Raw genomic sequence first — 24,028 nt, 5'->3', positions numbered from 1 at the left:
AAGAGACCGCAATTGTTAGATAGTTGACTGTCAGAGCGCCACGTGATTGGGTCCTCCGTAGCTACAGGAACTCAGGGGGCAGGGGCGAGATGTACGACGTCGTGATTCGCAACGGAACCGTGGTCGACGGGACGGGCAGTCCATCGACCACCGCCGATATCGCCGTCCTCGACGGCGTCATCGCCGAGGTGGGTGTCGTTGCCGGATCGGCGCGCACCGAGATCGACGCCACTGGATTGATGGTCACGCCGGGCTTCGTGGATGTCCATACCCACTACGACGGGCAGGTCTCCTGGGATTCACTGCTCGCGCCGTCGTCTCTTCACGGCGTGACCACCGTAGTGATGGGTAACTGCGGGGTCGGGTTTGCGCCGGTGGCGCCGGATCGGCACGATTGGCTGATCGGGCTGATGGAGGGCGTCGAGGACATCCCGGGAAGCGTGCTGTCAGAAGGAATGACCTGGGGCTGGGAGTCGGTGGCCGAGTACCTCGATGTGATCGACACACCGCACGCCATCGACTTCGCCGTTCAGATCCCGCACGACGCTGTCCGTACCTATGTGATGGGTGAGCGGGGCGCCGACCACGAGTCTGTCGCTACTGCGGACGAACTTGCCGAGATGCGCCGGATCATTGTCGATGGTGTGCGGGCCGGGGCGATCGGTTGGTCGACCGGGCGCACTCCGGCCCACAAGACGGCTACTGGGCTACCGACGCCGAGCATGACCGCACCACCGGAGGAGTTGATCAGCCTGTCGGCGGGATTGGCCGACGTGCAGGCCGGAGTCATCGACGTGATGTCGGACTTCTTGTCCGAGGCCACGGAGATGGAGTTGATCCGTCAGATCTCTCTGACGTCGCGTCGTCCGATGTCGATCACCATGCTTCAACGCGATGCCGAGCCTGATGCCTGGCGTACGTGGCTAACACAGTTCGCCGAGATCAGCCGCGAGAGCGGAAGCCCGATCGTAGGCCAGGTTTCCGTGCGGGCCATCGGGCTCATGCTCGGTTGGGATCTCACGTTTCATCCATTTGTGGGGCATCCGACCTACCGCGCCCTGGCCGACCTTCCACTGCCTGAACGGGTTGCCGAGCTGCGGCGTCCGGAGATCCGGTCCCGCATTCTGGCCGAGCAGACCGAGAGCGACGACGCGTACCTGCATCGCCTGATCGCGTCGATGGACCGAATCTACCGATTGGGTGACCCGCCGGACTACGAGCCCGTCGCCGACCAGAGTCTGGCCGCGATCGGCCAGCGCGCCGGAGTCGACCCACTGGCTGTTGCGTATGACCACATGATGGAGATGGACGGTCAGGCGCTGCTGTACTTCCCGACGCTGAACTACTTTTACGGCGACCTCGAGGACGTGCGCGAGATGCTCGAGCACGAGAACACGGTTCCGGCGCTCGGCGACGGCGGCGCGCATTGCGGCGCGGTCGTCGATGCAAGCTTCCCGACAACGCTGCTGACGCACTGGGGTCGCGACCGTGTCCGCGGTGAACGACTGCCGGTGGAATGGCTCATCAAGCGTCAGACCATGGACACGGCGCGGACCGTCGGTCTGCTCGACCGAGGCCGAATCGCCCCTGGCTATCGCGCCGACCTCAACGTCATCGATTTCGAGAACCTGAACGCCAAACATCCGTACGTCGCGTACGACCTGCCCGCGGGTGGACGCCGGGTGATGCAGGAGGCGACGGGCTATGTCGCCACCATCGTGGCCGGCGAGGTCACGTTCGAGAACGGTCGACACACGGGTGCCCTTCCCGGTCGACTCGTGCGCGGCGCCCAGCCAGCGCCGGCGCCCGAACTGAAGTCCAGCGAGAATCGCTAGGAGCGGACATGGTGGGAGATCTCGAGCGATCACGCGTGGCCCTAGTTGTCGGCGGAAGCATCGCCGGCGCACTTGCGGCCGGCGTACTTGCGGACTCAGTGGACCGGGTGATTGTCGTCGAGCGCGACCCGATGCCTGACGCGATCGGGCCGCGGCGCGGGGTGCCGCACGCGCAACACTTCCATACGCTCCTCGCGCGCGGACGGGACGTCATCGAGAGCATCTACCCCGGTTTCACCGCTGAGACGGTGGAGCGTGGCGCTGTGCTGACCTGCATGACCCGAGAGTGCCTGGCAATGCGGCGGTACGGCTGGGCGCCGCGATTCGAGTCGCCGATGTCGCTGCTGCTCTTAAGCCGCGAGCTGATCGAGTGGACCGTGCGCCAACGGGCGCGGCGACACCCGCGCGTGGAGTTCCTGTCGGATGCAGCGGCCAGTGGTCTGGTCGTGCGCGACGGTCGGGTGAGCGGCCTGCAGGTCCGACGATCCGGTTCGTCCGATGTCGAGGTGCTGGACGCGGACCTAATCGTCGATGCGACCGGTCGGCAGTCGAAGACGCCCGATTGGCTCGTCGCGGCCGGGTATTCCTCGCCCGAGGAGGTGACCGTGGATGCTCGCTGGGGCTACTCGAGTTGCTTCGTCGAGGTACCGGACGGATTCGACCCCGGCTATCTCGCGCTCTCCGCGTTGCCCCGCGGTCGGGCTGTCGGTGACCATCCGTCGCGTACGCGTGGCGCCGCGATGTGGGTGCAGGACGGGGACAGCCGGTGGATCCTCACCGCGATGGGTTCGGCCGGCGATCATCCGCCGGCCGATCCGAAGGGCTTCTTCGAGTTCATCGCCAGCCTGGAGTATGCGCCACTGGACGCCGCGGTCGCCCAGGTCCGGGTGATCGGGACGCCTCGTGTGTGGCGCAACACCGTCAACCGGCTCCGTCGGTACGACCAGGCCACCATGCCTGACGGCCTACTGGTCGTGGGTGACGCATTCGCTGCGTTCAATCCGGTTTACGGGCAGGGTATGACGGTCGCGGCTCTGGCTGCCCATCACCTGCGGACGGAATTGGCTGGTAGCGGGCTGACGCCGGGCACTGCGGGTCGTGTCCAGAGCCGCATCGCCGAGGACGCGTTGTTCTGCTGGCGAATGGCGACAGGCGCCGACTATCGCGTCGAGGGAGTGGTGGGCCCTCCGCCCCCACCCGGGGCGCGTGAGCTGAACGCAGTTATGGATCGTATCGAGGCACTGACGGCCGAAGACCAGGATCTCTATCTCAAGTTCTGGGAGACCGCCCAGCTGTTGCGCGACCCGTCATGGATGTACGGCGAGGAGATACAGCTTCGGGTACGCGAGGACTGGAACCGGCTCGGCGAACTCGTCGGCGCGGACGGCTGATGGCGGTCGGGGTCCATGAGATCCGGCCGTTCCGCGTCTCGGTTACCGCCGATGCGATGACCGACCTGCACGATCGTCTGAGCCGCACACGGTGGCCTGATCAGCTCTCCGGTTCCGGATGGTCACAAGGTGCAGACGTGTCATATGTGCGCGCTCTGTGCGACTACTGGCTGCACGAGTTCGACTGGCGAGCGGCGGAGAACGAGCTGAACGGCTGGCCTCAGTACCGCACTGTGATCGACGGCCAGACGGTGCACTTCCTTCACGTGCGCTCGCCGCACGCGGAGGCGATGCCGCTACTGCTGACCCACGGCTGGCCGGGCTCGATCTGGGAGTTCGCGGACCTGCTCGGGCCACTCACCGACCCGGTGGCACACGGTGGCCGTCGAGCGGACGCGTTTCACGTGGTGTGTCCGTCCATACCGGGGTATGGCTGGAGCGGCCCTACGACCGAACCCGGCTGGGACATTCAGCGGGTGGCTCGGATGGAGGGCGAGCTCATGCAGCTGCTCGGATACGAGCGGTTCGGCGCGCAGGGCGGTGACTGGGGCTCGATGGCGACGGCCAACCTGGCTGTACACATACCCGACCGGCTGGTCGGCATCCATCTGAACCTCGTGATGGTCCAGCCCCCCGACGTCGTCGACGACGACCTGGGCCGCGCCGAATTGGCGCGCCGCGCCGAGCTGGACCGCGAGGAGCGCGGCTACTCGGCCATCCAACGAACCAAGCCGCAGACGCTGGCCTTCGGGCTCACCGACTCGCCAGCCGGCCTCGCCGCTTGGATGCTGGAGAAGTATCGGTCCTGGACCGATTGCGGAGGCGACCTGGAGTCGGTGCTCACTCGCGACATGGTGTTGCGCAACATCGCGACGTATTGGTTCACGGCCACCGTCGCATCCTCGGCCCGCCTCTACTACGAATCGCACCGATCGGGCCGCAGTCCACTTCCAGATCAGTACGTGTCCGTACCCACAGCGTGTGCCCTGTTCCCCAAAGAGCTGTGGCGCCCTCCCCGCGCCTGGGCCGAACGCGCTTACAACGTGGTCCGCTGGACTGAGCATCCGAAAGGCGGGCACTTCGCCGCGATGGAGCAACCGGCTGCTCTGGCCGAGGACCTGAGAGAGTTCTTCGGCCCCCTCTGGAGGCGGGCCGCACGGGACCCTGACAAGGTGTCCGTCAATCCGCAAATGACTGACTGTTGACATTTGCATTTCAACGTTTTTAGTCTTGGCGTACTCGAGCGGTCCGCCGTGCTCGGTCAGACGCTGAAGGGGTGTTCATGCGGCCACCAACCGCCTCACCAATCGTGACCAAAACGGGCGAGAGCCCACCAAGCGCCCCTGGCGCGCCGGTAGTCCTGTCCGCGAACAGCCTTCGCGTGCGTTATCGGAACGGCGCCCTCGGCATCCTCGATGTCTCGGTCGAGGTCAAGGTCGGCCAGGTGGTAGCGCTGTTCGGCCCGAATGGCGCCGGCAAGACCACCACCGTTCGCGCGATCAGCGGGTTCCTCCGCAGCGAAGGTGCGAGGGTCATCGACGGTTCGGTTTCGTTGATGGGGCGGGCCACCACCAACATGGAGCCGAGCCGGACAGCGCGGATCGGGTTGGCCTTCGTCCCCGAACGCAAGAAGGTGTTCGCATCGCTATCCGTTCGCGAGAACCTCGAGGCGCTTGGTCAGTTGCCGCCTCGCGCAGAGCGGGCCGCAGCGTTCCAACGGGTCTACGACATGTTTCCGATTCTGTGGGAACGTCGGCGATCGCAGGCCGGTCGACTCAGCGGCGGCCAGCAGCAGATGCTGGCAATCGCAAGAGGCCTGCTGACCGATCCGAGGCTCCTGATCATCGACGAGATGACGCTAGGTCTGCATCACAGCCTGCACGAGCCTCTGTTCGACGCGGTCCGGGAAGTTGCGGCGCAGGGCACCTCCGTTCTGCTCGTCGATGAGAGCACCGGCTTCGCGCTCGACGTGGCCGACCATTGCTATCTGCTCAGTGCCGGCCGGACCCGGATGAGCGGGCCGGCCGAGGAGTTCCGAGGCAGCGAACTGCTGGCTGCGGGGTACGTCGATGCAGAGTGATGCGCTCAGCGAACCGGCGGTCGCGCGGCTTTTCGACCACGCCACCTGGGAACCCCTTGACCACCTGATCAGCACGCGTGACCTCTCCGTCGCGTTCGGCGGCATCTATGCGCTCTCGGAGATCAGCCTGGACCTGTGCGAGTTTGAGGTGAGTGCGATCGTTGGTCCCAATGGGGCAGGAAAGACGACGCTGCTAAATGCGGTCTGTGGCCTGATCCGGCAGCAAACGACGGGGACGATCGAGTTCTGCGGCAAGGCGGTCGCCGGCTGGACACCTGCAGCCGCCGCTCGAGCGGGTATCGGCCGCAGCTTCCAGGATCCGCGGCTGATCGAGAGCGCAACTGTCTGGGAGAACGTCATCTGCGGACTCCACCTCGGCATCGGCTACTCGTTGGTGGAACAGCTGTGGCGCTTCGGCCGAGTGCGTCAGCGCGAACGTCAGGCTCGCGAGCGAGCCGAACTGGCGATTGACTTCGTCGGCCTTTCGGACTGCCGAGACCTGAAGGCCGGGTCGCTTCCCTATGGAAAGCGCAAGCTTGCCGACATCGCTCGTGCGATCGTGTCCGGTCCCCGGCTCCTCCTGCTCGACGAGCCTTCCTCCGGACTGGACGCGAGCGAGCGCTCGGGTGTGGAAGCCCTGCTCACCGAGATCCGTCGCTCGCGGCGGACGACCGTGCTCGCGGTAGAGCATCACATGGCGCTCGTCCGAGCGACCGCGAGTCATGTGTTGGGACTGCAGGCTGGACGTGTGGTGGCCAGCGGGACGCCGGAGGACGTACTCGACTCGGCGGAGTTCCGGCAGGCGGTGGTGGGCGCCAGATCGGCTGGCGCCGTCAGTTCCAGTCCGGCGAAGAAGGTGGGACCCCTATGGACCAAGTGATCGTCTCCATCATCGGTGGAGCCTCCCTCGGCGGCACATACGCCCTCATCGGCCTCGGACTGGTGTTGGCCTTCCGGGCGACAGCCACCTTCAACTTCGCCCACGGCCAGCTGATGCTTCTGCCCGCGTTCATCGTTGCCAAGTGGCAGACGGAGCGCGCCGCGCCCCTTGGCATCTCAATCGCCTTCAGCCTGCTTGTCGTCGCCGCCGTCTCGATCCTCTTCTACCTGCTCGTGCTGCAAAAGCTCACCGGGCTGCCGCACTTCATGGGTGTCATCGCGACGCTTGGTCTGGCCGCGGTGCTGGACGGGGCGATGGCGCTCCAATTCGGCTCGACCCAGTACACGATCAACATTCCGTTCCTGCCGACTGGGCCGGTAACAGTGCTGGGCACTCGGGTCTCGTCGACTTCGCTGGTGCTGGCCGGGTTCACGCTTGTCCTCGCAATCGCGGTGGCCACTGTGCTGCGCACCACGCGTTTCGGGACACAGGTACGGGCTGCGGGTCAAGACGCTGTGCTCGCCAGCCAGGGGGGGATCAATGTTCGCCGGCTGTACATCGTGTCGTGGGCCATGGCCGGCGTCCTCGCCGGAGTCGCCGGACTGTCCTACGGGGCTACGAACGTGGTGTCGCCGTCGGTGGTCAACCTCGCGCTGCTGGCCTTTCCCGCAATCCTGCTCGGCGGTTTAGACAGCATCGAGGGTGCCGTTGTGGGCGGCATCATCGTAGGCATCATGCAGGGCTTCGTCGCCACATACTGGGGCGGCGAACTCACCGACGTTATGACCTACCTCCTTCTGTTGGCTGTACTGCTCGTTCGGCCGACCGGACTGTTCGGCACCGCGGAGGTGACGCGCGTATGACTAGTGCCCAAGTCCGAGAGTCGGCGCTGCGGCGGCTGCTTACAGCCCTACGAGGGCCGGTCGGCGGAATCGGCGTGCTCGCACTTGTCACCGCGCTGATGACATCGACGCAGTCGTCCTACAACTTGTTTATCTATAACACGGCGCTGCTGGCGTGTATCGGCGCGATCGCGCTCAACCTGTTGATGGGAACGGCCGGCCTGGTTTCAATCGGCAACGCTGCGTTCCTCGCCACCGGTGGGTACAGCGCGGTTTTCTTTCTCCGATCGAGTGTGCCGTTCCCGTTCGACCTGCTGCTGGCGGGAGTTGTTGCGGCAGTGCTGGGACTTATAGTCGGTCTACCGGCCTTGCGGCTGCGCGGTCTGAGCCTTGCCCTCGCGACGCTGGCAGGCTTCTTCATCGTCGTTTACCTCGCCACTCAGTACCAGAGCAAGGCGCGTGGTGCGGGCTCGGCCGGATTCAACTTCGCTCCGCTCTTCCAGTCAAAGGGCTTCGACGGCAAGGAACGGTATTGGGCCTGGCTGTTATGGGCTGTTGTTTCGGGGATCGTCGTGCTGGTCTGGCTGCTTACTCGAGGCAAGGCAGGTCGCGCCTGGCGGCTGCTCCGCGAGCACGAGGGGGTCGCGGCCACGGTCGGTGTTCCTGTCACGACCTATAAGCTCACGGCCTTCGTCATCTCAAGCTTCTTCATAGGGGTGCAAGGCGGGCTCGCGGCACATTACGACGGCACGGTAACGATCGAGAACTACACGCTGCTTCTGTCGATCCAGTTCGTTGCGATGATCCTTATCGGGGGCCTGGACTCTATCCTCGGCGCCGTCATAGGGGCCGGTTTGGTGACGTGGCTGCCCTATCTAGTACCCAAGATCACTCGTGTATTCATGAACGAATCATCGGCGGCGCTGAAGGGCCCACAGATCTCCACGATCGTGTACGGGCTGCTCATCATCATCTTCATCACCCGATCGCCCGACGGCATTGTGGGTTGGTTCCGCGCACTGCGGGTCTCACCGCTGTGGCGACGCGGACGGCGACGCGAGAGCCCGGCCGACGGAGCCTTGATCGAGTCGCCGCCGGCCGTCGTCTTGGCAAGTGATGCGCGAAATGAACATTCCGGCGCCTGACTCGCCTACTGCTGATCGCGGCGTCCGCCGGGGGCCGATCTGATGTTCAATGCCCTGTTGCGAACTGTCGAAGGAATAATTATCTGATAATTGATTGCCTGATGTCGGAGCGAAGCGCTAGCATTGCCGCGCGCGGATCCATTCATAACCAGCGAGGAGAGCTTCATGTCACGTCATCGCCGAACCAGAGCGTGGGCTGTCATCCCAGTCGTCATCACTGGTCTGCTCAGCGCCGCGTGCTCCAGCAGCTCAGGTGACTCGGGAGGACCGTCCAATAGCTCAAAGATCAAGATCTCGTTGATCGCGGACCTGTCAGGATCGCAGGCTCAGAATGCTAACCCGCTGTCGGCCGGCCTGACGGCCGCTCTCAAGTCCGCGAACGCGTCCGGCGGCGTCAAAGGAGCTCAGTTCGACATCACCACCATCGATGCCATGACAAGTCCGCAGGGGACGCAGGCAGCCGTGCGGCAGGTGAGTGCCTCCAAGCCGGCGGCGGTCGTCTTCGGTGCCTCAGCTTCCGAACTCGCGGTGGCAGGGCCGATGTTTGACAGCAACCCGAGTCTGACGGTCGTATCCGGCACGATCCTCGACAAGTATGTGACTCCTAAGCCGGCTTCGTGGTTTTTCTCGATCGCCCAGCCGTCAGGATCCACTGCAAAGCAGGTGGTAGGCGGACTGCAGCAGGTGCTCGGGAGCATGTCTGGCAAGCGCATCGAACTCGTCGGTCTGCAGAACCCGGCTGTGGATGAGGGTCTGGCCGCGATGAAGAAGCTGATCGAGGCCAACGGCGGCCAAGTTATCGGCACCGAGCACGACACCGCGGGTATGACGTCATTCGCCAGTCAAGCCGCGAATATCGCGGCTAAGAAGCCCGACGGGGTCATCATATACTCGTCGGTCGACAACACGATCATCGATGCGCAGGCACTCGTGACTGCGGGCGTCAAGACGCCGATCGTGACCAGTGACGCTGCGGCTGACACGACGGTCTTCAAGAAGGTGAACGCATCGAACTTCTACGCGACCCGCGTCTACCGGGAGCCCGCGCCCGGTGACATGTTCACCAAGGCTGCACAAAAGTACGGAGTGGGTCAGTACGCCCCTACCGCGTACTTCGGTCGCGGCTGGACCATCGGTCAGGTCCTCATCAAGGCGTTCACCGCCTGCGGAGTCCCGTGCAAAGACCTCCCCGGAGCAATCGAGGGACTAGGCACGGTCCAGCTCGACTCAGTCCTCGGCACGGATACGTTCTCGAAGGACAAGCACTACGGCGCAGACCAGGCCCAATTGTTCGGCATGAAGGACGGTAAGCCGACGGCGGTTGGACAGCCTTACGACATCAAGCTCGACGCCAGCTGACGCGATGAAGTAGGCGCCTCCGGTCGCTGAGGGACGCGGTTTCTCATCGACCGGAGACCCTGGCTGCTGTCAGGGAGTCATTCGTGGTTCATCAGGCGGCGGTTGAGTGTTCTCCACAGACAGGAAAGTGCTTCGTGAAGATCATGATGTTCTTCGAGAGCGCGCCGGCAGATCTGGCTTTGCCAGCCGGCGCCCACGGCGCCGTCATAGATCACTTCATCGGCTGCGAGACCAATGCGGCCTGCTCGCCGGCGGACGGCATCGTGCCAGAGGAACCGGTGCGTCCATGGACGACCGTCACGTCGTTCACCGTCAAGGGTATGCCGAGCCCGGATGACCTCGAGGCATTTCGCCGGACCGCCGGTGCTAAGGCAGCCGTAGCGGTGACCGAAGTCGATCTGCTCTCTCGCACAACGGACCGATACGCCCACAAGATGCTCGGAGTCCTGCGACGGCGGGACGACATGAGCCCAGAGGAGTTCGGCTCCTACTGGCGTGAGCACCATTCCAAGGTGACGATCAGCTACGAACCCACCTTCGGGCGATATGTCACCAACACGGTCGCCGCCGTCGCCGGCGACTTCCAGTGGGACGGCGTGGTCGAGCAGTACTACAGGACCACCCAGGATCTGGTCGATCACGTCCGGCTCGCTCGCGAAGGGCGGCCGCGGATCACCGAGGACATTCCTCGGTTCGTCGCCCACATGATCATGTTCACTACCGCATCGGCCCCCGGGTCGGCCCCTTCTTCCTGAGCTCGGAAACCCTCGTACCCACAAAGGAGACTCATGTTCGTGCCCGGTACGGTCGGCGTGATCGGCGCCGGCACGATGGGATCCGGAATCGCCGTCGTGGCGGCCCGGGCGGGACACCGAACGGTGCTCCATGACGTGGACGACGCACGTGTCGCGGCCGGCATCGATCGCGTCCACGCCTTCCTGGCCCGAAGCACGAAGCTGGGCAAGCTGTCAGCCGACCAGGCCGATCAAGCGCGCAGGGGACTGTCGGGCTCGACGGCTCTGGAGGAACTGAGCGATTGTGATGTCGTCATCGAGGCCGTGTACGAAGACGTGGCGGTCAAGCAACGGCTCTTCGCCGACCTCGACGACATCTGCAAGCCGGATACGCTCTTTCACACCAACACCTCGACGCTGGCAGTAACGGCGATCGCGGCCGGGTCGGTCCGCCGCGAGCGAGTCGTGGGCACCCACTACTGCAATCCGGCACCGCTCATGTCACTTGTCGAGGTGGTGGAAGGACGGCACACGAGTGCCGACGCGTGCCGGCGAACTCACGAGTTCCTCGCGGGGGTCGGTAAAACGACGGTCACCACGAAGGACATGCCCGGGTTCATCGTCAACCGATTCCTGATCCCGTTCGAGAACAACGCGATCCGGCTGCTCGAGATGAACATGGGCACGGTGGAGTCCATCGACAAGGCGGTGACGCAGGGCCTGCGCTACCCGATGGGGCCTTTCACCCTGTTGGACATCGTCGGCCTGGACGTCCACCGTGCAGTGTCGATCAGCTTGTACGAGCAGTTGCGCGAACCGCGCTTCGCCCCGCCCCCACTCGTCGACCGGATGATCGCGTCCGGAGACCTGGGTCGCAAGAGCGGTAGGGGCTTCTACACGTATGACAGTACGGGCCACTTCGGTAGCTAACGCGGTGTCAGGCAGTGCGGCCAGCGCCGACAGGTATGAAAGGTGAGGTAATGACGAAGTTCCACCATGCCGCCGTTCTCGGTTTCGGCACCATGGGCGCCGGCATCGCGCAGGTGCTGGCCCAAGCGGGACTCGAGGTGACGGTCTTCGACATCGACGAGACGCGACTGGCCGACGGCCGCCGACGGATGTCGGCGATGCTCGACGGAGGGGTCGCCCGCGGCAAACTGGATGCAGTCGAGCGCGACCGAATCCTCGACACGATCCGCGCGACGACCGAAGTTGCCGACCTCGCCAGCTCCGATCTCGTCGTCGAGGCGGTTGCCGAGGTGCTCGACACCAAGGTCGACGTGCTGAGCCGTGTGGCCGCGGTCGTAGGCAGCAGCACTGTGCTGGCCACCAACACCTCCGCGCTGGCGGTGACCGACATTGCCGCATCCGTGCCCGGCCCGGAGCGGGTCGCCGGGCTGCACTTCTTCAATCCGGTGCCGGTCATGGGCCTGGTCGAGGTCGTCCGCGGTCTACAGACCTCGGGCGACGTCGTCACCAGGCTGCTCGCCCTCGGGGCGCAACTCGGCAAGGTCGCGATCGAGGCGCCCGACCGACCCGGGTTCCTGGTCAACCGACTGCTGATGCCCTACCTCAACGACGTGATCCAGGCATACGACGATGGTCTGGCCAGCGCCGAGGACATAGACCAAGCGCTGGAACTCGGACTCGGGTATCCGCGCGGACCGCTCGCCCTGCTCGATCTGATCGGCCTCGACGTCCACCAGCACGCAACCTACAGCGCATACAAGAGCACTCTCGACCCCCAGTTTGCGCCCCCGCCCCTGCTGCGGCGGATGGTTGCCGCCGGCCGCCTCGGGGTGAAGTCGGGTCGGGGATTCGTCGTCGGAACGGGAGGTGCGCGATGAGCGCGAATTCGGAGTACCAGGACATCGTCTACACGGTCGACGGTGCGGTCGCGACCCTCACGATCAACCGGCCGGAGAACGGGAACAAGTTTCGCCGGCAGACGGCGCTGGAGCTGGCCGACGCACTACGCCGGCTGCGGCAGGACGACGACGTTCGAGTCGTCATCCTCACCGGGGCCGGCGACAAGTTCTTCTGCATCGGCGGCGAGCATGACCCCCTGACATCCGTGGGTTATGGCACGGTCTTGCCGATCATCGACGTGTACCAGTTGATCGACTCGATTCCCAAACCGATCATCGCGGCCGTCAACGGGTTCGCGGTGGGTGGCGGTCACGTGTTGCACAACATGTGCGACCTGTCGATCGCCGCGGAGCACGCGGTCTTCCGGCAGGTCGGCCCTCTGGTCGGCAGCTTCGACGCCGGCTACGGCACCTGGTATCTCGAAGACACCATCGGCCGCAAGCGGGCGAAGGAGATGTGGCTGCTCAATCGGAAGTACTCGGCCGAGCAAGCCGAGCGCATGGGCCTGGTGAACGAGGTCGTGCCCGGGGACCGACTGCTGGAGCGCGTTCGCGAGATCGCGGACGAGATCGCCGCGCGGAGCCCGCTCGCCGTCGGAGCGCTCAAGGCAGCCTTCTCCGCGCGGCACAACGGCGTCGCCGGGCAGGCGCGGATGGCCCACGATCAACAGCTGACCTTGTATCTCATGAGCGAAGAGGCGAAGGAGACCGCCGCCGCATTCGCCGAGCGGCGCCGACCCGACTCCAGCCATTTCCTCAAGTAGCAATTGTCTGATAGTTTGACGTCAGCCTGTTAGGAGGTTAGTGATGGTCGACTTCTTCCGCTCCATGATGATGACGCCGGGTAGCAACGCCCGCCTGGTCGCCAAGGCCGCCGCGGCTCGGAGCGACTGCTGCACCCTCGACCTCGAGGACGGCGTCCACCCTGATAGCAAGGACGTCGCGCGCAAGACGGTCGCGGACGCCATGGCGGAGCTGCCCTGGGGACCGCGCAAGCGCGGCGCCCGCATCAACCACTCGTCCACGCCGGACTTCGAGCACGACATCCGGGCCGTCGCGCCGTCCAGGCCCACCTATCTGGTGCTGGCCAAGGTCGACGACGCGGACGAGGTGGAGCGGGCCGCGGCGATCTTGGACTCGATCCCCGGAGCGGACGACGTGCGCCTGTGGACCATGATCGAGACGGCGAAGGGGCTGCAGAACATCGACCGCATCGCCGCGGCGCCCCGGATGCAGGCCTTCATCTTCGGAGCGGCTGACTTCGCCGCCGACATCCGCACGAAGCGCAACTCGCTGAGTCAGGTCTCGCCGCTCGTCGACCAGCCGCGCCAGGTCGAACTCACCTATGCACGGGGACGAATCGTGGCCAGCGCTCGGGCCCACGGGCTGCGAGCGATAGACCCGGGCTGCCTCGATGTCCACGACGCCGAAGCAACCTACCAAGCCGCGTTGTACGCGGCGCAGTTCGGCTTCGACGGCACGTCGGTCTACTCGCCGCGCCAGCCCGAACACGTGCACCGCGCCTTTCGTCCGGAGCCCGAGGACCTGGCCTGGGCGAGCGATATCGTGCGCGCCTTCGACGCCGCCGCGGCCGAAGGTCACACGGTAGTGGTAGTCGGCGGCGAGATGGTCGACGGCCCGCTGGTGCGGACGGCTCAACGCCTACTCGGCCTGGACCACGAACTGCAGGCGTGGGACAACCGGTTCCGCTGAGATCCGTTCGTGGAACTGACCGCTGCCGGGGAGGAGAACTAATGGCTGCCACGCCGGCATGCTCGCGTCCGTCGGTACTCGTGGCTCCGGAGCGGGCGGCGGCCGGATGACGCGCCGATTTCTCCCCCTTGACGGCGTTCGCGTCATCGATCTGACGACGTCATACGCCGGCCCGATCGCGAGCATGCACCTCGGCGACCTCGGCGCGGATGTGATTAAGATCGAGCGGCCCGGTGGCGGCGACGACTGCCGCACCTGGGGTCCACCGTTCGTCGACGGTGTGTCGGCCTGGTTCGCGAGTGCTAATCGCAACAAGCGGAGTCTGACGCTCGACGTGCGGGCCGATGCGGGCCGCGCCGCTCTGGACCGGCTATTGGCCACCGCGCAGGCCATGCTCGTGAACGTGTCGCCGCCGAAGCTCGCGCGGCTCCGGCTCACCCCGGACGAGGTACTCGCGGCCCATCCCCGGCTCGTGTACTGCTCGCTGACCGGGTTCGGGGTGGACGGTCCCGACTCGGGCCTGCTCGGCTATGACTTGATCGCCCAGGCCCGATCCGGGCTCATGAGCGTCACCGGTGAGCTCGGTGGAGCTCCCCAGCGACCCAGCACCGCACTCACCGACATCGTGGCCGCGTACGTCTGCGCCCTCTCGATCGTCGCGGCCCTGCGCGATGTGGAGCGCACCGGGCGCGGCGTTGCCCTCGACGTCTCCTTGCTCGACGTCGCACTGAACCTCATGGCCCCGCGCATCGCGAGCTACCTGGCTGGAGAACCCGAGCCGCGACCGTCCGGCGCCACCGACTCGGTGTTGTCGATCTACCGCCCGTTCCGCGCCGCGGACCGCACCATCGTAATCGCGATCGGCAACGACGCTATCTGGCGCCGCTTCTGTGCCGCCATCGAGCGCCCCGATCTCGGCCAGGACCCACGATTTGGCACCAACGAGCTGCGGCGCAACGCTCGGAGTGAACTGACAGCGGTCATCGAAGCGGTCATCGCCCAACGGGTGGCGGCCGAGTGGCTCGAACGCTTCGAGGGGGCTGACGTTCCCAGCGCGGCGGTGCAGTTCTTGTCCGAAGTCGTTGCCGATCCGCAGGTGAAGGCCCGGCGGAGCATCCTCGTCGGCGACGGCGGAGAACAGCGGCTCGCCTCGATCGAGACGCCCTGGCGGGTGATCGGCGGACACCGGCGAGCGGACGGGCCCGTACCTGAGGCGGGACAGCACGGCGAGCAGATCCTGCGGGAGGTCGGCCTCTCCGACGACGATCTCGCCGCCTTGCGTGCCTGTGGGGCGTTCGCAGACGGGCGGCCGCCACGATGAACAGAAGTGTCGTGCGGCAGGCTCCGACCACGACGGTTTGGCCCCGTCGTTCAATTCGTACCCGGCTGGGCTGGCTCGTTCCTCATCGCGTGCTGTGCGCCGAACCGATGCGCACCGGCGAGTTCTTCACGACGATCGAGAACCTCGGCTTCGACTATGTGGTCGGCTTCGACCACGTCGCCGGCGCGCCGCGGGAGCGATTCGCGGGCCGGAACTTCGCTCCATACACGGTGGCCGATCCGTTCATGGAACTGATCGTCACGTTGGCGCATGGCGCCGCGGTCACGCGGCGGATCGAGCTCGCGACGGGGGTGCTCGTGCTGCCGCAGCGTCAGACCGTGCTCGCGGCCAAGCAGTTGGCGACGCTGTCCGAGCTGTCCGGTGGCCGCGTGCGCGCGGGCCTCGGCGTGGGTTGGAACCCGGCCGAGTTCGAAGGCCTCGGGTCCGACTTCGAGCGCCGAGGGCGCCGACTGGACGAGCAGGTGCCGTTGATCGGTGCCTTGTGGTCTGCCGAGCTCGTAACCGCGCGCGGGCAGTCCGACAACTGGCGGTCGATCGGGATCGCGCCGCGCCCTCGTCATCGCATCCCGTTGTGGTTCGGCGGAAATGCGCAGGCAACGCTGCGCCGAACCGCGCTCTGGGGGGACGGATTCATCCCGAGCCGGGTCGACGCGCGCACGGGAGCTCCGCCGGACGTGCCCGCCCTGTTGCGCCGACTCGACGCGGCCTGCGATCAGTTCCAGCGCGATCGGAGCGAGGTCGGCGTGGAGGGCCGGGTGCCGTGGTCGGGCCTCCACGCGGTCGATGCTCAGGTGGGGGACTGGCTGGCCGTCGGTGCCACCCACATCGCGCTCGCCGGGCCGGACGGCGCCGAAGACTCTCTCGACCGTCATCTCGAGCTCGCGGCCGAATGCCATCAACGGGCTCGAACCGTGCTGGCTGAACTCCCCGACACTAGGAGCGCCAAGCGATGAACCAGCCGTTGGAGGTGCTCGAGCAGGCGACACGGCACCGCTATCACGTTCCCGCGCGGGCCGACCTGCTCCCCGACGAGGAGCCCGTTCGGCTGCTGTCGCCGGACGGGACCCTGACCCAGGACGAGCGCTACCCGCTGGACCTCGACGATCATGACCTGCAGCAGCTGTACCGGTACATGGTGCTCGGCCGACGACTCGACGACGAGTCGATCAAGCTGCAGCGACAGGGCCAGCTCGCCGTGTACACCTCGTGCCTCGGGCAGGAGGGCGCGCAGGTCGGCAGCGCCTACGCCCTGCGCCGGGACGACTGGATCTTTCCCTCCTACCGCGAGCACGCGGTGGCCCGCGTGCGGGACGTCGACCCGGTCCGGCTGCTGCACCACAGCCGCGGGACGTGGGTGTCGGCGCATGACCCGCGCGAGTGGCGGTTCGCGTCGCAGGCGGTGTCCATCGGCACGCAGATCATCCAGGCCGCCGGCCTCGCAACCGCCGCCCAGTTCGCCGAGGACGACATCGTGGTGATGACCTACTTCGGCGACGGGGCCACGTCCGAGGGTGTGACCCACGAAGGGATGAACTGGGCGTCGGTCTTCCAGGCTCCGATCGTGTTCTTCTGCCAGAACAACGGCTGGGCGATTTCGGTGCCGGTCAGTCGGCAGCTGGCCGCGCCGACTATCGCGCACCGCGGGATCGCGTACGGCATGCCGGGTATCCGGGTGGACGGCAACGACGTGCTCGCCTCGTATGCGGTTTCCCGAGTCGCGGTGGACCGCGCTCGCTCGGGTGGTGGCCCCACGCTCATCGAGGCGCTGACCTACCGCATGGAGGCGCACTCGACCGCCGACGACCCAACGCGTTACCGCGGCGGGGACGAGCTCGCCTTCTGGTCCGCCCAGGACCCCCTGGAGCGCTATCAACTGTTCCTCTCGGCCCGGGGTCTGCTCGATGACGCCTTCGTCGCGGAGGTCGCTCAGGAGTCGGCGGACATGTGTGCCCGGGTGCGCAGCGAGATCTACGATGCGCCCCACGGCGACCCGGCGGAGCTGTTCGAGCACGTGTACGAAGGCGTGCCCGCGCACCTGGCGGCCCAGCGGGCGCAGCTGCAGGGCGAGATCGCGGCGGCCCGAGGCGACGCGTCGTGACGACCGTGACGATGGTGCAGGCACTCAACCGCGCGCTGAGTGACGAGATGGAGGCGGACCCAGACGTCATAGTGCTCGGCGAGGACGTCGGGACGCTCGGTGGCGTGTTCAGAGTGACCGACCAACTCCAGGCGAAGTTCGGTCCGCACCGCTGCTTCGACACCCCCCTGGCCGAAGTCTCGATCATCGGAGCCTCGATCGGCTTCGCCATCTACGGGCGCCGTCCGGTCCCGGAGATCCAGTTCGACGGCTTCGCGCACACCGCCTTCGAGCAGATCGTGTCCCAGCTGGCCAAGTATCGGAACAAGACGCGGGGCACCGTGGCCGTGCCCGTCACGGTGCGTGTGCCCTACGGCGGCGGCATCGGTGGCATCGAGCTGCATGGGGAGAGCCCCGAGAGCTACTGGATCCACACACCGGGGCTGCGCGTCGTGACGCCCGGAACGACCAGCGACGCGTACTGGCTGCTGCGGGAGTCGATCCGCTGCAACGACCCGGTGATCTTCCTCGAGCCCAAGCGCCGCTACTACCTACGCGAGGACGTCGAGTTCCCGTTCACCGGGGCGCCGCTCGACAAGGCGGTGGTCCGCGCCGAGGGAACCGACGTAACCCTGCTCGCGTACGGACCGCTCGTCCGTACGGCTATGGAGGCGGCCGCGGCCGGCCCGGCCGACGGCTTGAGCATCGAGGTGGTCGACCTGCGCTCGCTCAGTCCGTTGGACGACGAAACGATCCTGACGAGCGTCCGAAAGACCGGACGCTGTGTGGTCGCCCACGAGGCTCAGCGCACGCTCGGCGTCGGTGCGGAGATCGCGGCCCGGGTGTCGGAGGCGGCCTTCGACGTGCTGCAGGCTCCGGTGCTGCGTGCGACCGGATTCGACACCCCGTACCCGCCGGCCCGGATCGAGCAGTACTGGCTGCCCGACGCCGAACGCATCCTGGACCGCGCCACGCAAGCGATGGAGTACTGAGATGACGCAGACCCGGGAGTTTCGGCTGCCCGACCTCGGTGAGGGCCTGGAGGACGGCGAGATCGTCGAGTGGATGGTCAAGGTCGGAGACCCGGTTGCGTTGAACCAGACGGTGGCGACCGTGGAGAGCGCGAAGGCGCTCGTCGAACTTCCGTCACCGTTCGAAGGAACGGTCGAGGACATCTGCGTCGCGGCCGGCGAAACCGTCCCGGTCGGCTCGGTGTTGTTGCGAATCGCGGCCGATCCAGCAGACGCTCCCGACCCGAGCCACGTCCGCTCCGCCGAAGCAGTCGCCGAGCCGGACGCCGAACCCAAGCCGCTGGTCGGGTACGGATCGGCGGAGGCGCCGTCACCGCGACGCCGCCGGCGAGTAAGCGTGTCTTCGGGGTCAACGAGCGGTGCACGGCCTGATCCGACGGCCGGACCGGAACCACCGCCGGCGGAGCCGCGCGCCCAGTCACCGGTCCGGGCGCTGCCGCCGGTGCGGAAGCTGGCCAAGCTCAACGGCGTCGAGCTGCACGCGCTCGCGCCCGGTTCGGGTCCGGACGGCCGCATCCTGCGTCAGGACGTCGAGGCCGCCATCGTCCGTTCCGCGGTGGCCGCCACCGCGACCCCGACGCCGCCGCGACCGACTCGCGTCGGCTTCCGCGGCCGGTACCCGGGCGAGGTCGAGGTGGTGCGGGGGATCCGCAAACGGATCATCGCGAAGATGGAGGACTCTCGTCGAACGATCCCCGACGCGAGCTGTTCGCGCGACACCGACCTGACCGCTCTGGTTGCCCTTCGCGCCGCGCTCACCGAGCAGGCGCGCGCCGAGGGATACGACGTGCGGATAACGCCCTTCGCGCTGATCTGCCGCGCGACCGTCGCCGCCCTGCGCCGGTTCCCCACCCTCAACGCCGCGTACGACCCCGCGGCCGGCGAGATTCGGCTGCTGGACGCGATCAACCTCGGCGTGGCCGTCGACACGGAGGCCGGCCTGATGGTGGCGAACATCAAGAACGCGGAACGGCTCAGCGTGCTCGACCTGGCCGAGCAGGCCGCGCTGCTGGCCGAGCGGTGCCGGACCCGGGCGGCCACGCCCGCCGACCTCACCGGAGGCACGTTCACCGTCAACAACTACGGCTCGTTCGGAAACGACGACGGCGACCCGATCATCAACGCCCCGGAGTCGGGAATTCTCGGTATCGGGGCGATCCGCGAACGGCCGTGGGTTGTCGACGGCCAGCTGGCGGTGCGCCGCGTCGCGCGCCTCAAGCTCGTCTTCGACCACCGGATCTGCGACGGCGGGGAAGCCGGTCGCTTCATCGATCATCTCGGCCAGCTCTGCGAAGAGCCCGCGCGTCTACTGCTGCACAGCTGATCGAATCGACGACAGGAGGTCCGTGATGCCCGGTCCGCCAACCGATCTGTGGCGTGGGAACTATTACGACGAACTCGAGGCCGGCCAGACCTTCCACGCCGGCTCGGTCACGGTGACCGATGCCCACCTGGTCAACACCGCGGGGCTGTACGGGGACTTCCACCCTTTCCACGTCGACGACGTCACTCAGGCCAGTGGTCCGTTCGGCCGACGGATCGCGCACGGCATCTTCACGGCCGGCCTCGTCATCGCCCCGATCGGGCGGATCGGCGGTCGCGCCGTCGCCACCCATCTGGAGGACCACGTCAGTTACCTCGCTCCCGTGTTCGTCGGCGACACGATCCGGGTCGTCATCGAGGTGATCGACAAGCAGCCGAAGTCACGGTTCGGGATCGTGCGCTTCAGGCATACCGGCTACAACCAGCACGAGGTGAAGGTGGTCGAGGCGACGACGGTGATGGGGCACCACTTCAGCGCGCCGGCCCTCGATCACGCGACCGACCGCGTCGACCCGGCATGACCGCGGCCCCGGTCGAGGTCACTAGGCCGTCGGCTCGAGTTGCGCTCGTCCGCATCGCGCGGCCGGACGTCCGCAACGCGCTCAACCAGGCCGTGCTGCAGGGACTGGAACAGGCGATCCGCGCCGCGGCGAACGAGCCTGAGGTTCGCGCGATCGTCCTCACCGGGTCCGGCACCCAGGCCTTCAGTGCCGGTGCCGACCTCGGCGAACTCGCGGGGATCGATGCCCGTGCGGCCCAGCGCACGCTACAGAGCGGCCAGCGGACGATGCGCCTGATCGAGGCGAGCCCGGTTCCGGTGATCGCCGCGGTCAACGGGCTCGCGCTCGGTGGTGGGTTCGAGTTGGTGCTGGCCTGTTCGTTCGCCGTTCTGGCCGACTCGGCGCAGCTGGGGCTCCCGGAAGCCGGGCTCGGGCTGATCCCGGGTTACGGCGGGACCCAGCGTCTGAGCCGGCGAGTCGGCGTACCCGTCGCCATTCACCTGATGATTACGGGGGAGTGGATCACCGCGGCGCGGGCGTACGAACTCGGGCTCACGCCCGTGCCGCCCGCGCCGGTCGGCGAGGTCGTGGACGTCGCGGTCCGGCTCGGCGAGCGGATCGCGACCCGTGGGCCCGCCGCTGTCGCCGCCATCTTGTTCGCGTCGCGGCACGGACTGGAGGGCTCGCTGGCCACCGGTCTTGAGCTCGAAGCGGGGTACGCGGCGATCGCGATCGCCAGCGAGGAGGCGCGCGAGGGCGTCGCTGCGTTCCTCGACAAGCGATCAGCGGTGTTCGCCGATGTGGACCGCCCAGTGGACCTACGATGACGTCGCTTCTTGTGGCGCCTTTGCCGGACGTCGAGCCGGGTGATCACACCGCGGTGGCCGCCGCGCCGCGGTGGCTCGAGCCAGCGGCGTTCGACACCGAACCGACGGACTACCTGCGCGTGCACGCGGAGCTGGACGACGCGGTATGCGACGGGCTGCTGCCCGCCGACGCGCTCTCGCTGCGGGGGCGGTTCCGCGACGTGGTGGCTCACCTCGTCGCTCCGCGGGCGGCGGGTGTCGACCGCGACTCGGTCTTCGTCGAGGAGAGCTATCAAGCGCTCGCGCGCGCGGGCCTGATCGGCGTGCTCTTCCCCCGAGAGCTCGGCGGTCTAGGTTCGACCACAGTCGCTTACGCGGTGGCGATGGAAGAGATCGCAGCCGCCTGCCCCGCCACCAGCCTGGTCTTCATGACCCAGACGCACGCGGCGTATCCGATCACGCTCCGCGGCAGCGACGAGTTGATCCAGCGTTACGTCCCACCACTCCTGGACGGGCGCGCGTACGGCTCCATGGCCATCACCGAGCCGGACGCCGGCAGCGACGCCGCTGGTCTACGGACGACCGCGTTCGCCGACCCGGACGGTTCGTACCGACTCAACGGCTCCAAGACGTTCATCACGACCGGGGACAAGGCGGACGTGATCGTGCTGTTCGCCCGCACAGCCGATGCCGGCGGCGGCCGCGCCGCGGTAACGGCGTTCGTCGTGCCGGGTGCCGCCGAAGGTCTGACACGCGGACAACCGATGCACAAGTTGGGCATGAACGGATCGACGACGGCCGAGCTATTCCTCACTGACGTGCGGATCCCTGATGACCATATGATCGGTCGCGCGGGGACGGCCTGGGACCTGCTGACGCACGCCGTCGTGAAGTCCCGCATCAGTGCCGCTGCGCAAGGAGTCGGCATCGCCCGCGGCGCGTACGCGCACGGTCTCGTTCTGCTGAGCGCGCTGTACGGACGCATCCTCCCGCAGGCTGTCGCCGATCGTCTGGCCGACCTGCGAGGGCGGATCGTGCAGGGCAGGCTGTTGCTGATCGCCACGGCCGCGCACGTCGATGCCACGGGCGACGGTCCGCCGCCGACGGCCTCGATCGCAGTGATGAAACAGCACTGCACCGATCTCGGCTTCGCGGTGTCGGCCGCGGTGGTCCGTCTGCTCGCCGCCTTCGGTGATCGCACCGACCTCGGCGTCGAGCGCTACCTGCGTGATGCGAAGGTCACCCAGATCTACGACGGAACCAACGAGATCCAGCGCCTGCTGGTTGCGCGGGACACAAGGCACCGGACCGACCGACTGACGTCGACATGATTGTCACCGACCTGCCGACGCTCGACCCGCCGGCCGACCAGACCGTCCTGGACCTGGTGGGCAAGCTCGCCGAGCGGCTGCTCGACCGCGCTGACCGGCCTGATGCTCCGGCTGCCGTCTCGGTGCTGGCCGCCCACGGCGTGTGGACACTTGGGGCACCGGAAGCCGCCGGCGGCGGCGGAGCCGATGCGTCCACGACGGCGAGTGCGCTCGCGATCCTCGGCGCGTCCTGGCCGGCCTTGGCCCTGGCCGCTGCGCATGCGAACGCGGCCGCGGTCGCGGTTGCCGCGGTATGCGGAGCGGGGTCTGAGCTGCGTAACCTGCATGAGCACGGCCGCCCGATCGTCGTCGTCGACGCCGCCCTCGGGACCGCGATCGCCGAGCCGCTGGGCGAACGGACCCAGGTTGTCGTGCCGCGGACCGACGCGACGGGTGCCGCCGATCTGCTCGTCCTGTTCGCCGACGGTGTGGCGTTCGTGCGCGCGGCCGAGGTCACGTTCTCCTCTCCGGCGCGGATCTGCGGCCTGCACGGTTCCTTCGCCATGTCGGCCAGAACCGTGCTCACCCAGCGACACCGCGGGGGATCGCCCGACCTGGCCGCTGAGGTGCGGGTCCGGCTGATACGGGGAATCACCGCTGTGGCCGCCGGAATCGCGACCGCTGCATCCGGGCACGCCGGCAGGTACGCGGACGAGCGGGTGCAGTTCGGTGGCCCGCTGTCGGCGATCGCGACCGTGCAGATCGCGCTCGCCGAGCAACGCCGGGTGGCGGCGACCGCTCTCACGGGTGCCGCGGGGTGTGCCGGCCCCGAACGTGACGTCGCAGCCGTGCTCGCGAGCGCGCTCGACGGCGCCGCGGATGCAGCGACGTCCGCGATCCAGATTCTCGGGGGTTACGGATACCTGCGTGACTACCCGGTCGAGGAGCTGTTTCGCGACGCCCTCTCGCTGCGGGCGGCGGCGAACGCCGTCTGCCGGAACCTCGGACCAGGAGAACCACGATGACCTTCGCGAACGCGCTCGCCGACCTCAGCGGACGGACGGCGATCATCACCGGAGCGGGCCGCGGCATCGGGCGGGCGATCGCCTTGGCACTCGCGGCCGCGGGAGCGGACGTTGTGATCGCCGCGCGCAGCAGCGACCAGCTCGATGTCGTTGTCGACGAGATCGAGACGAGCGGCGGCCAGGCGTTCGCGTGCCCGACGGACGTCACGGATGCGTCAGCGGTCGAGAATCTCGTCGAGTCCACCGTCGCGCGCTTCGGTCGCGTCGACATCCTGGTCAACAACTCCGGAATCATCGCCTCATCGCTGCTGCTCGAGCAAGAACCCGAGGAGTGGGACCGTGTCATTGCGACCAATCTCCGCGGCGTCTACCTCGCGACCCGAGCGGTCGGGCGTCACTTCGTGGCCCAACGCAGCGGCAAAGTCGTGAACGTCGCGTCCAACTTCGCCTTCACCGGAATCGCGCGTCATGCCGCCTACTGCGCCTCCAAAGCGGCCGTCGTCGCGTTCACCCGCGCGATGGCGAGCGAGTGGGCCCGCCACAACGTCCAGGTCAACGCGCTGGCTCCCGGGTACTTCGCCACGGACCTGAACAGCGACCTCCGAGCCGACGAGCCGGCCCTGCAGCGGGTGTTGAAGGCGATCCCCGCGCGGCGGATGGGCGCGGTCGAGGAGCTCGGCCCCTGGCTCCTGCTGCTCGCCGGACCCGCCTCGGACTTCATGACCGGTCAGGCCATCGTCATCGACGGCGGGCAGGTCCTCTAGTCT

Annotated in this window: 23 protein-coding genes; all 23 read left to right on the top strand. The window is 67.2% G+C overall.

What is annotated here, in order from left to right; genetic code table 11:
* The first annotated feature begins 89 nt into the window (after nucleotides 1-89).
* The 23 genes from M6B22_RS06415 (at nucleotide 90) to M6B22_RS06305 (ending at nucleotide 24,025) form a co-directional block, all read left to right on the top strand.
* A complete protein-coding gene (locus tag M6B22_RS06415; protein WP_269444945.1) occupies nucleotides 90-1,835 on the top strand; it encodes an N-acyl-D-amino-acid deacylase family protein in 1,746 nt (581 codons plus the stop codon).
* 8 nt (nucleotides 1,836-1,843) lie between these two features.
* Nucleotides 1,844-3,226 (top strand): NAD(P)/FAD-dependent oxidoreductase, encoded by a 1,383-nt coding sequence (locus tag M6B22_RS06410; protein WP_269444944.1) that lies wholly within the window; start codon nucleotides 1,844-1,846, stop codon nucleotides 3,224-3,226.
* Entirely contained in the window at nucleotides 3,226-4,431 is a 1,206-nt protein-coding gene (locus M6B22_RS06405; protein ID WP_269444943.1) for an epoxide hydrolase family protein, read from the top strand. The genes M6B22_RS06410 and M6B22_RS06405 overlap by 1 nt, the downstream gene beginning before the upstream one ends.
* A gap of 77 nt (nucleotides 4,432-4,508) precedes the next feature.
* Nucleotides 4,509-5,306 carry an ABC transporter ATP-binding protein gene (locus tag M6B22_RS06400; RefSeq protein ID WP_269445817.1) on the top strand — a complete coding sequence of 266 codons (798 nt, stop codon included), beginning with the start codon at nucleotides 4,509-4,511 and terminating at the stop codon, nucleotides 5,304-5,306.
* Entirely contained in the window at nucleotides 5,296-6,186 is an 891-nt protein-coding gene (locus tag M6B22_RS06395) for an ABC transporter ATP-binding protein (RefSeq protein ID WP_269444942.1), read from the top strand. Before M6B22_RS06400 ends, M6B22_RS06395 begins: the two co-directional genes overlap by 11 nt.
* On the top strand, nucleotides 6,174-7,049 hold the full coding sequence (locus tag M6B22_RS06390) for a branched-chain amino acid ABC transporter permease (protein ID WP_269444941.1): 876 nt from the start codon (nucleotides 6,174-6,176) through the stop codon (nucleotides 7,047-7,049). The genes M6B22_RS06395 and M6B22_RS06390 overlap by 13 nt, the downstream gene beginning before the upstream one ends.
* Before the next feature lie 74 nt (nucleotides 7,050-7,123).
* A complete protein-coding gene (locus M6B22_RS06385) occupies nucleotides 7,124-8,173 on the top strand; it encodes a branched-chain amino acid ABC transporter permease (RefSeq protein WP_269444940.1) in 1,050 nt (349 codons plus the stop codon).
* Nucleotides 8,174-8,470: 297 nt separating this feature from the next.
* On the top strand, nucleotides 8,471-9,532 hold the full coding sequence (locus M6B22_RS06380; protein ID WP_331459793.1) for an ABC transporter substrate-binding protein: 1,062 nt from the start codon (nucleotides 8,471-8,473) through the stop codon (nucleotides 9,530-9,532).
* Between the two features lie 143 nt (nucleotides 9,533-9,675).
* The gene (locus M6B22_RS06375; protein ID WP_269445816.1) at nucleotides 9,676-10,287 is read left to right on the top strand and encodes an EthD domain-containing protein; all 612 of its coding nucleotides are present in this window, start codon (nucleotides 9,676-9,678) and stop codon (nucleotides 10,285-10,287) included.
* 33 nt (nucleotides 10,288-10,320) lie between these two features.
* Complete coding sequence (locus M6B22_RS06370; protein WP_269444938.1) at nucleotides 10,321-11,196, top strand: 3-hydroxyacyl-CoA dehydrogenase family protein; 876 nt, start codon at nucleotides 10,321-10,323, stop codon at nucleotides 11,194-11,196.
* Nucleotides 11,197-11,246: 50 nt separating this feature from the next.
* Nucleotides 11,247-12,113, top strand: a complete 867-nt coding sequence (locus tag M6B22_RS06365; RefSeq protein WP_269444937.1) for a 3-hydroxyacyl-CoA dehydrogenase family protein — start codon at nucleotides 11,247-11,249, stop codon at nucleotides 12,111-12,113.
* Nucleotides 12,110-12,898, top strand: a complete 789-nt coding sequence (locus M6B22_RS06360) for an enoyl-CoA hydratase-related protein (protein ID WP_269444936.1) — start codon at nucleotides 12,110-12,112, stop codon at nucleotides 12,896-12,898. The genes M6B22_RS06365 and M6B22_RS06360 overlap by 4 nt, the downstream gene beginning before the upstream one ends.
* A 43-nt stretch (nucleotides 12,899-12,941) precedes the next feature.
* A complete protein-coding gene (locus M6B22_RS06355) occupies nucleotides 12,942-13,847 on the top strand; it encodes an HpcH/HpaI aldolase/citrate lyase family protein (protein ID WP_269444935.1) in 906 nt (301 codons plus the stop codon).
* Between the two features lie 58 nt (nucleotides 13,848-13,905).
* A complete protein-coding gene (locus M6B22_RS06350) occupies nucleotides 13,906-15,168 on the top strand; it encodes a CaiB/BaiF CoA transferase family protein (protein WP_269444934.1) in 1,263 nt (420 codons plus the stop codon).
* Nucleotides 15,169-15,275: 107 nt separating this feature from the next.
* On the top strand, nucleotides 15,276-16,142 hold the full coding sequence (locus tag M6B22_RS06345) for a TIGR03619 family F420-dependent LLM class oxidoreductase (RefSeq protein WP_269444933.1): 867 nt from the start codon (nucleotides 15,276-15,278) through the stop codon (nucleotides 16,140-16,142).
* A complete protein-coding gene (gene pdhA / locus M6B22_RS06340; RefSeq protein ID WP_269444932.1) occupies nucleotides 16,139-17,287 on the top strand; it encodes a pyruvate dehydrogenase (acetyl-transferring) E1 component subunit alpha in 1,149 nt (382 codons plus the stop codon). The genes M6B22_RS06345 and pdhA overlap by 4 nt, the downstream gene beginning before the upstream one ends.
* Before the next feature lie 11 nt (nucleotides 17,288-17,298).
* Entirely contained in the window at nucleotides 17,299-18,258 is a 960-nt protein-coding gene (locus M6B22_RS06335) for an alpha-ketoacid dehydrogenase subunit beta (RefSeq protein WP_407935655.1), read from the top strand.
* Between the two features lies 1 nt (nucleotide 18,259).
* Nucleotides 18,260-19,621, top strand: a complete 1,362-nt coding sequence (locus M6B22_RS06330) for a dihydrolipoamide acetyltransferase family protein (protein WP_269444930.1) — start codon at nucleotides 18,260-18,262, stop codon at nucleotides 19,619-19,621.
* Nucleotides 19,622-19,646: 25 nt separating this feature from the next.
* Complete coding sequence (locus M6B22_RS06325; protein WP_269444929.1) at nucleotides 19,647-20,141, top strand: MaoC family dehydratase; 495 nt, start codon at nucleotides 19,647-19,649, stop codon at nucleotides 20,139-20,141.
* Complete coding sequence (locus tag M6B22_RS06320; protein ID WP_269444928.1) at nucleotides 20,138-20,947, top strand: enoyl-CoA hydratase/isomerase family protein; 810 nt, start codon at nucleotides 20,138-20,140, stop codon at nucleotides 20,945-20,947. Before M6B22_RS06325 ends, M6B22_RS06320 begins: the two co-directional genes overlap by 4 nt.
* Nucleotides 20,944-22,257, top strand: coding sequence for an acyl-CoA dehydrogenase family protein (locus M6B22_RS06315; RefSeq protein WP_269444927.1), 1,314 nt, complete (start codon nucleotides 20,944-20,946; stop codon nucleotides 22,255-22,257). Before M6B22_RS06320 ends, M6B22_RS06315 begins: the two co-directional genes overlap by 4 nt.
* Nucleotides 22,254-23,261, top strand: a complete 1,008-nt coding sequence (locus M6B22_RS06310) for an acyl-CoA dehydrogenase family protein (protein ID WP_269444926.1) — start codon at nucleotides 22,254-22,256, stop codon at nucleotides 23,259-23,261. The genes M6B22_RS06315 and M6B22_RS06310 overlap by 4 nt, the downstream gene beginning before the upstream one ends.
* Nucleotides 23,258-24,025, top strand: coding sequence for an SDR family NAD(P)-dependent oxidoreductase (locus M6B22_RS06305; RefSeq protein ID WP_269444925.1), 768 nt, complete (start codon nucleotides 23,258-23,260; stop codon nucleotides 24,023-24,025). Before M6B22_RS06310 ends, M6B22_RS06305 begins: the two co-directional genes overlap by 4 nt.
* Nucleotides 24,026-24,028: the final 3 nt, after the last annotated feature.

Source organism: Jatrophihabitans cynanchi, assembly GCF_027247405.1.
Lineage (GTDB): Bacteria > Actinomycetota > Actinomycetes > Mycobacteriales > Jatrophihabitantaceae > Jatrophihabitans_B > Jatrophihabitans_B cynanchi.
This window is presented reverse-complemented; position numbering and strand designations above follow the sequence as displayed.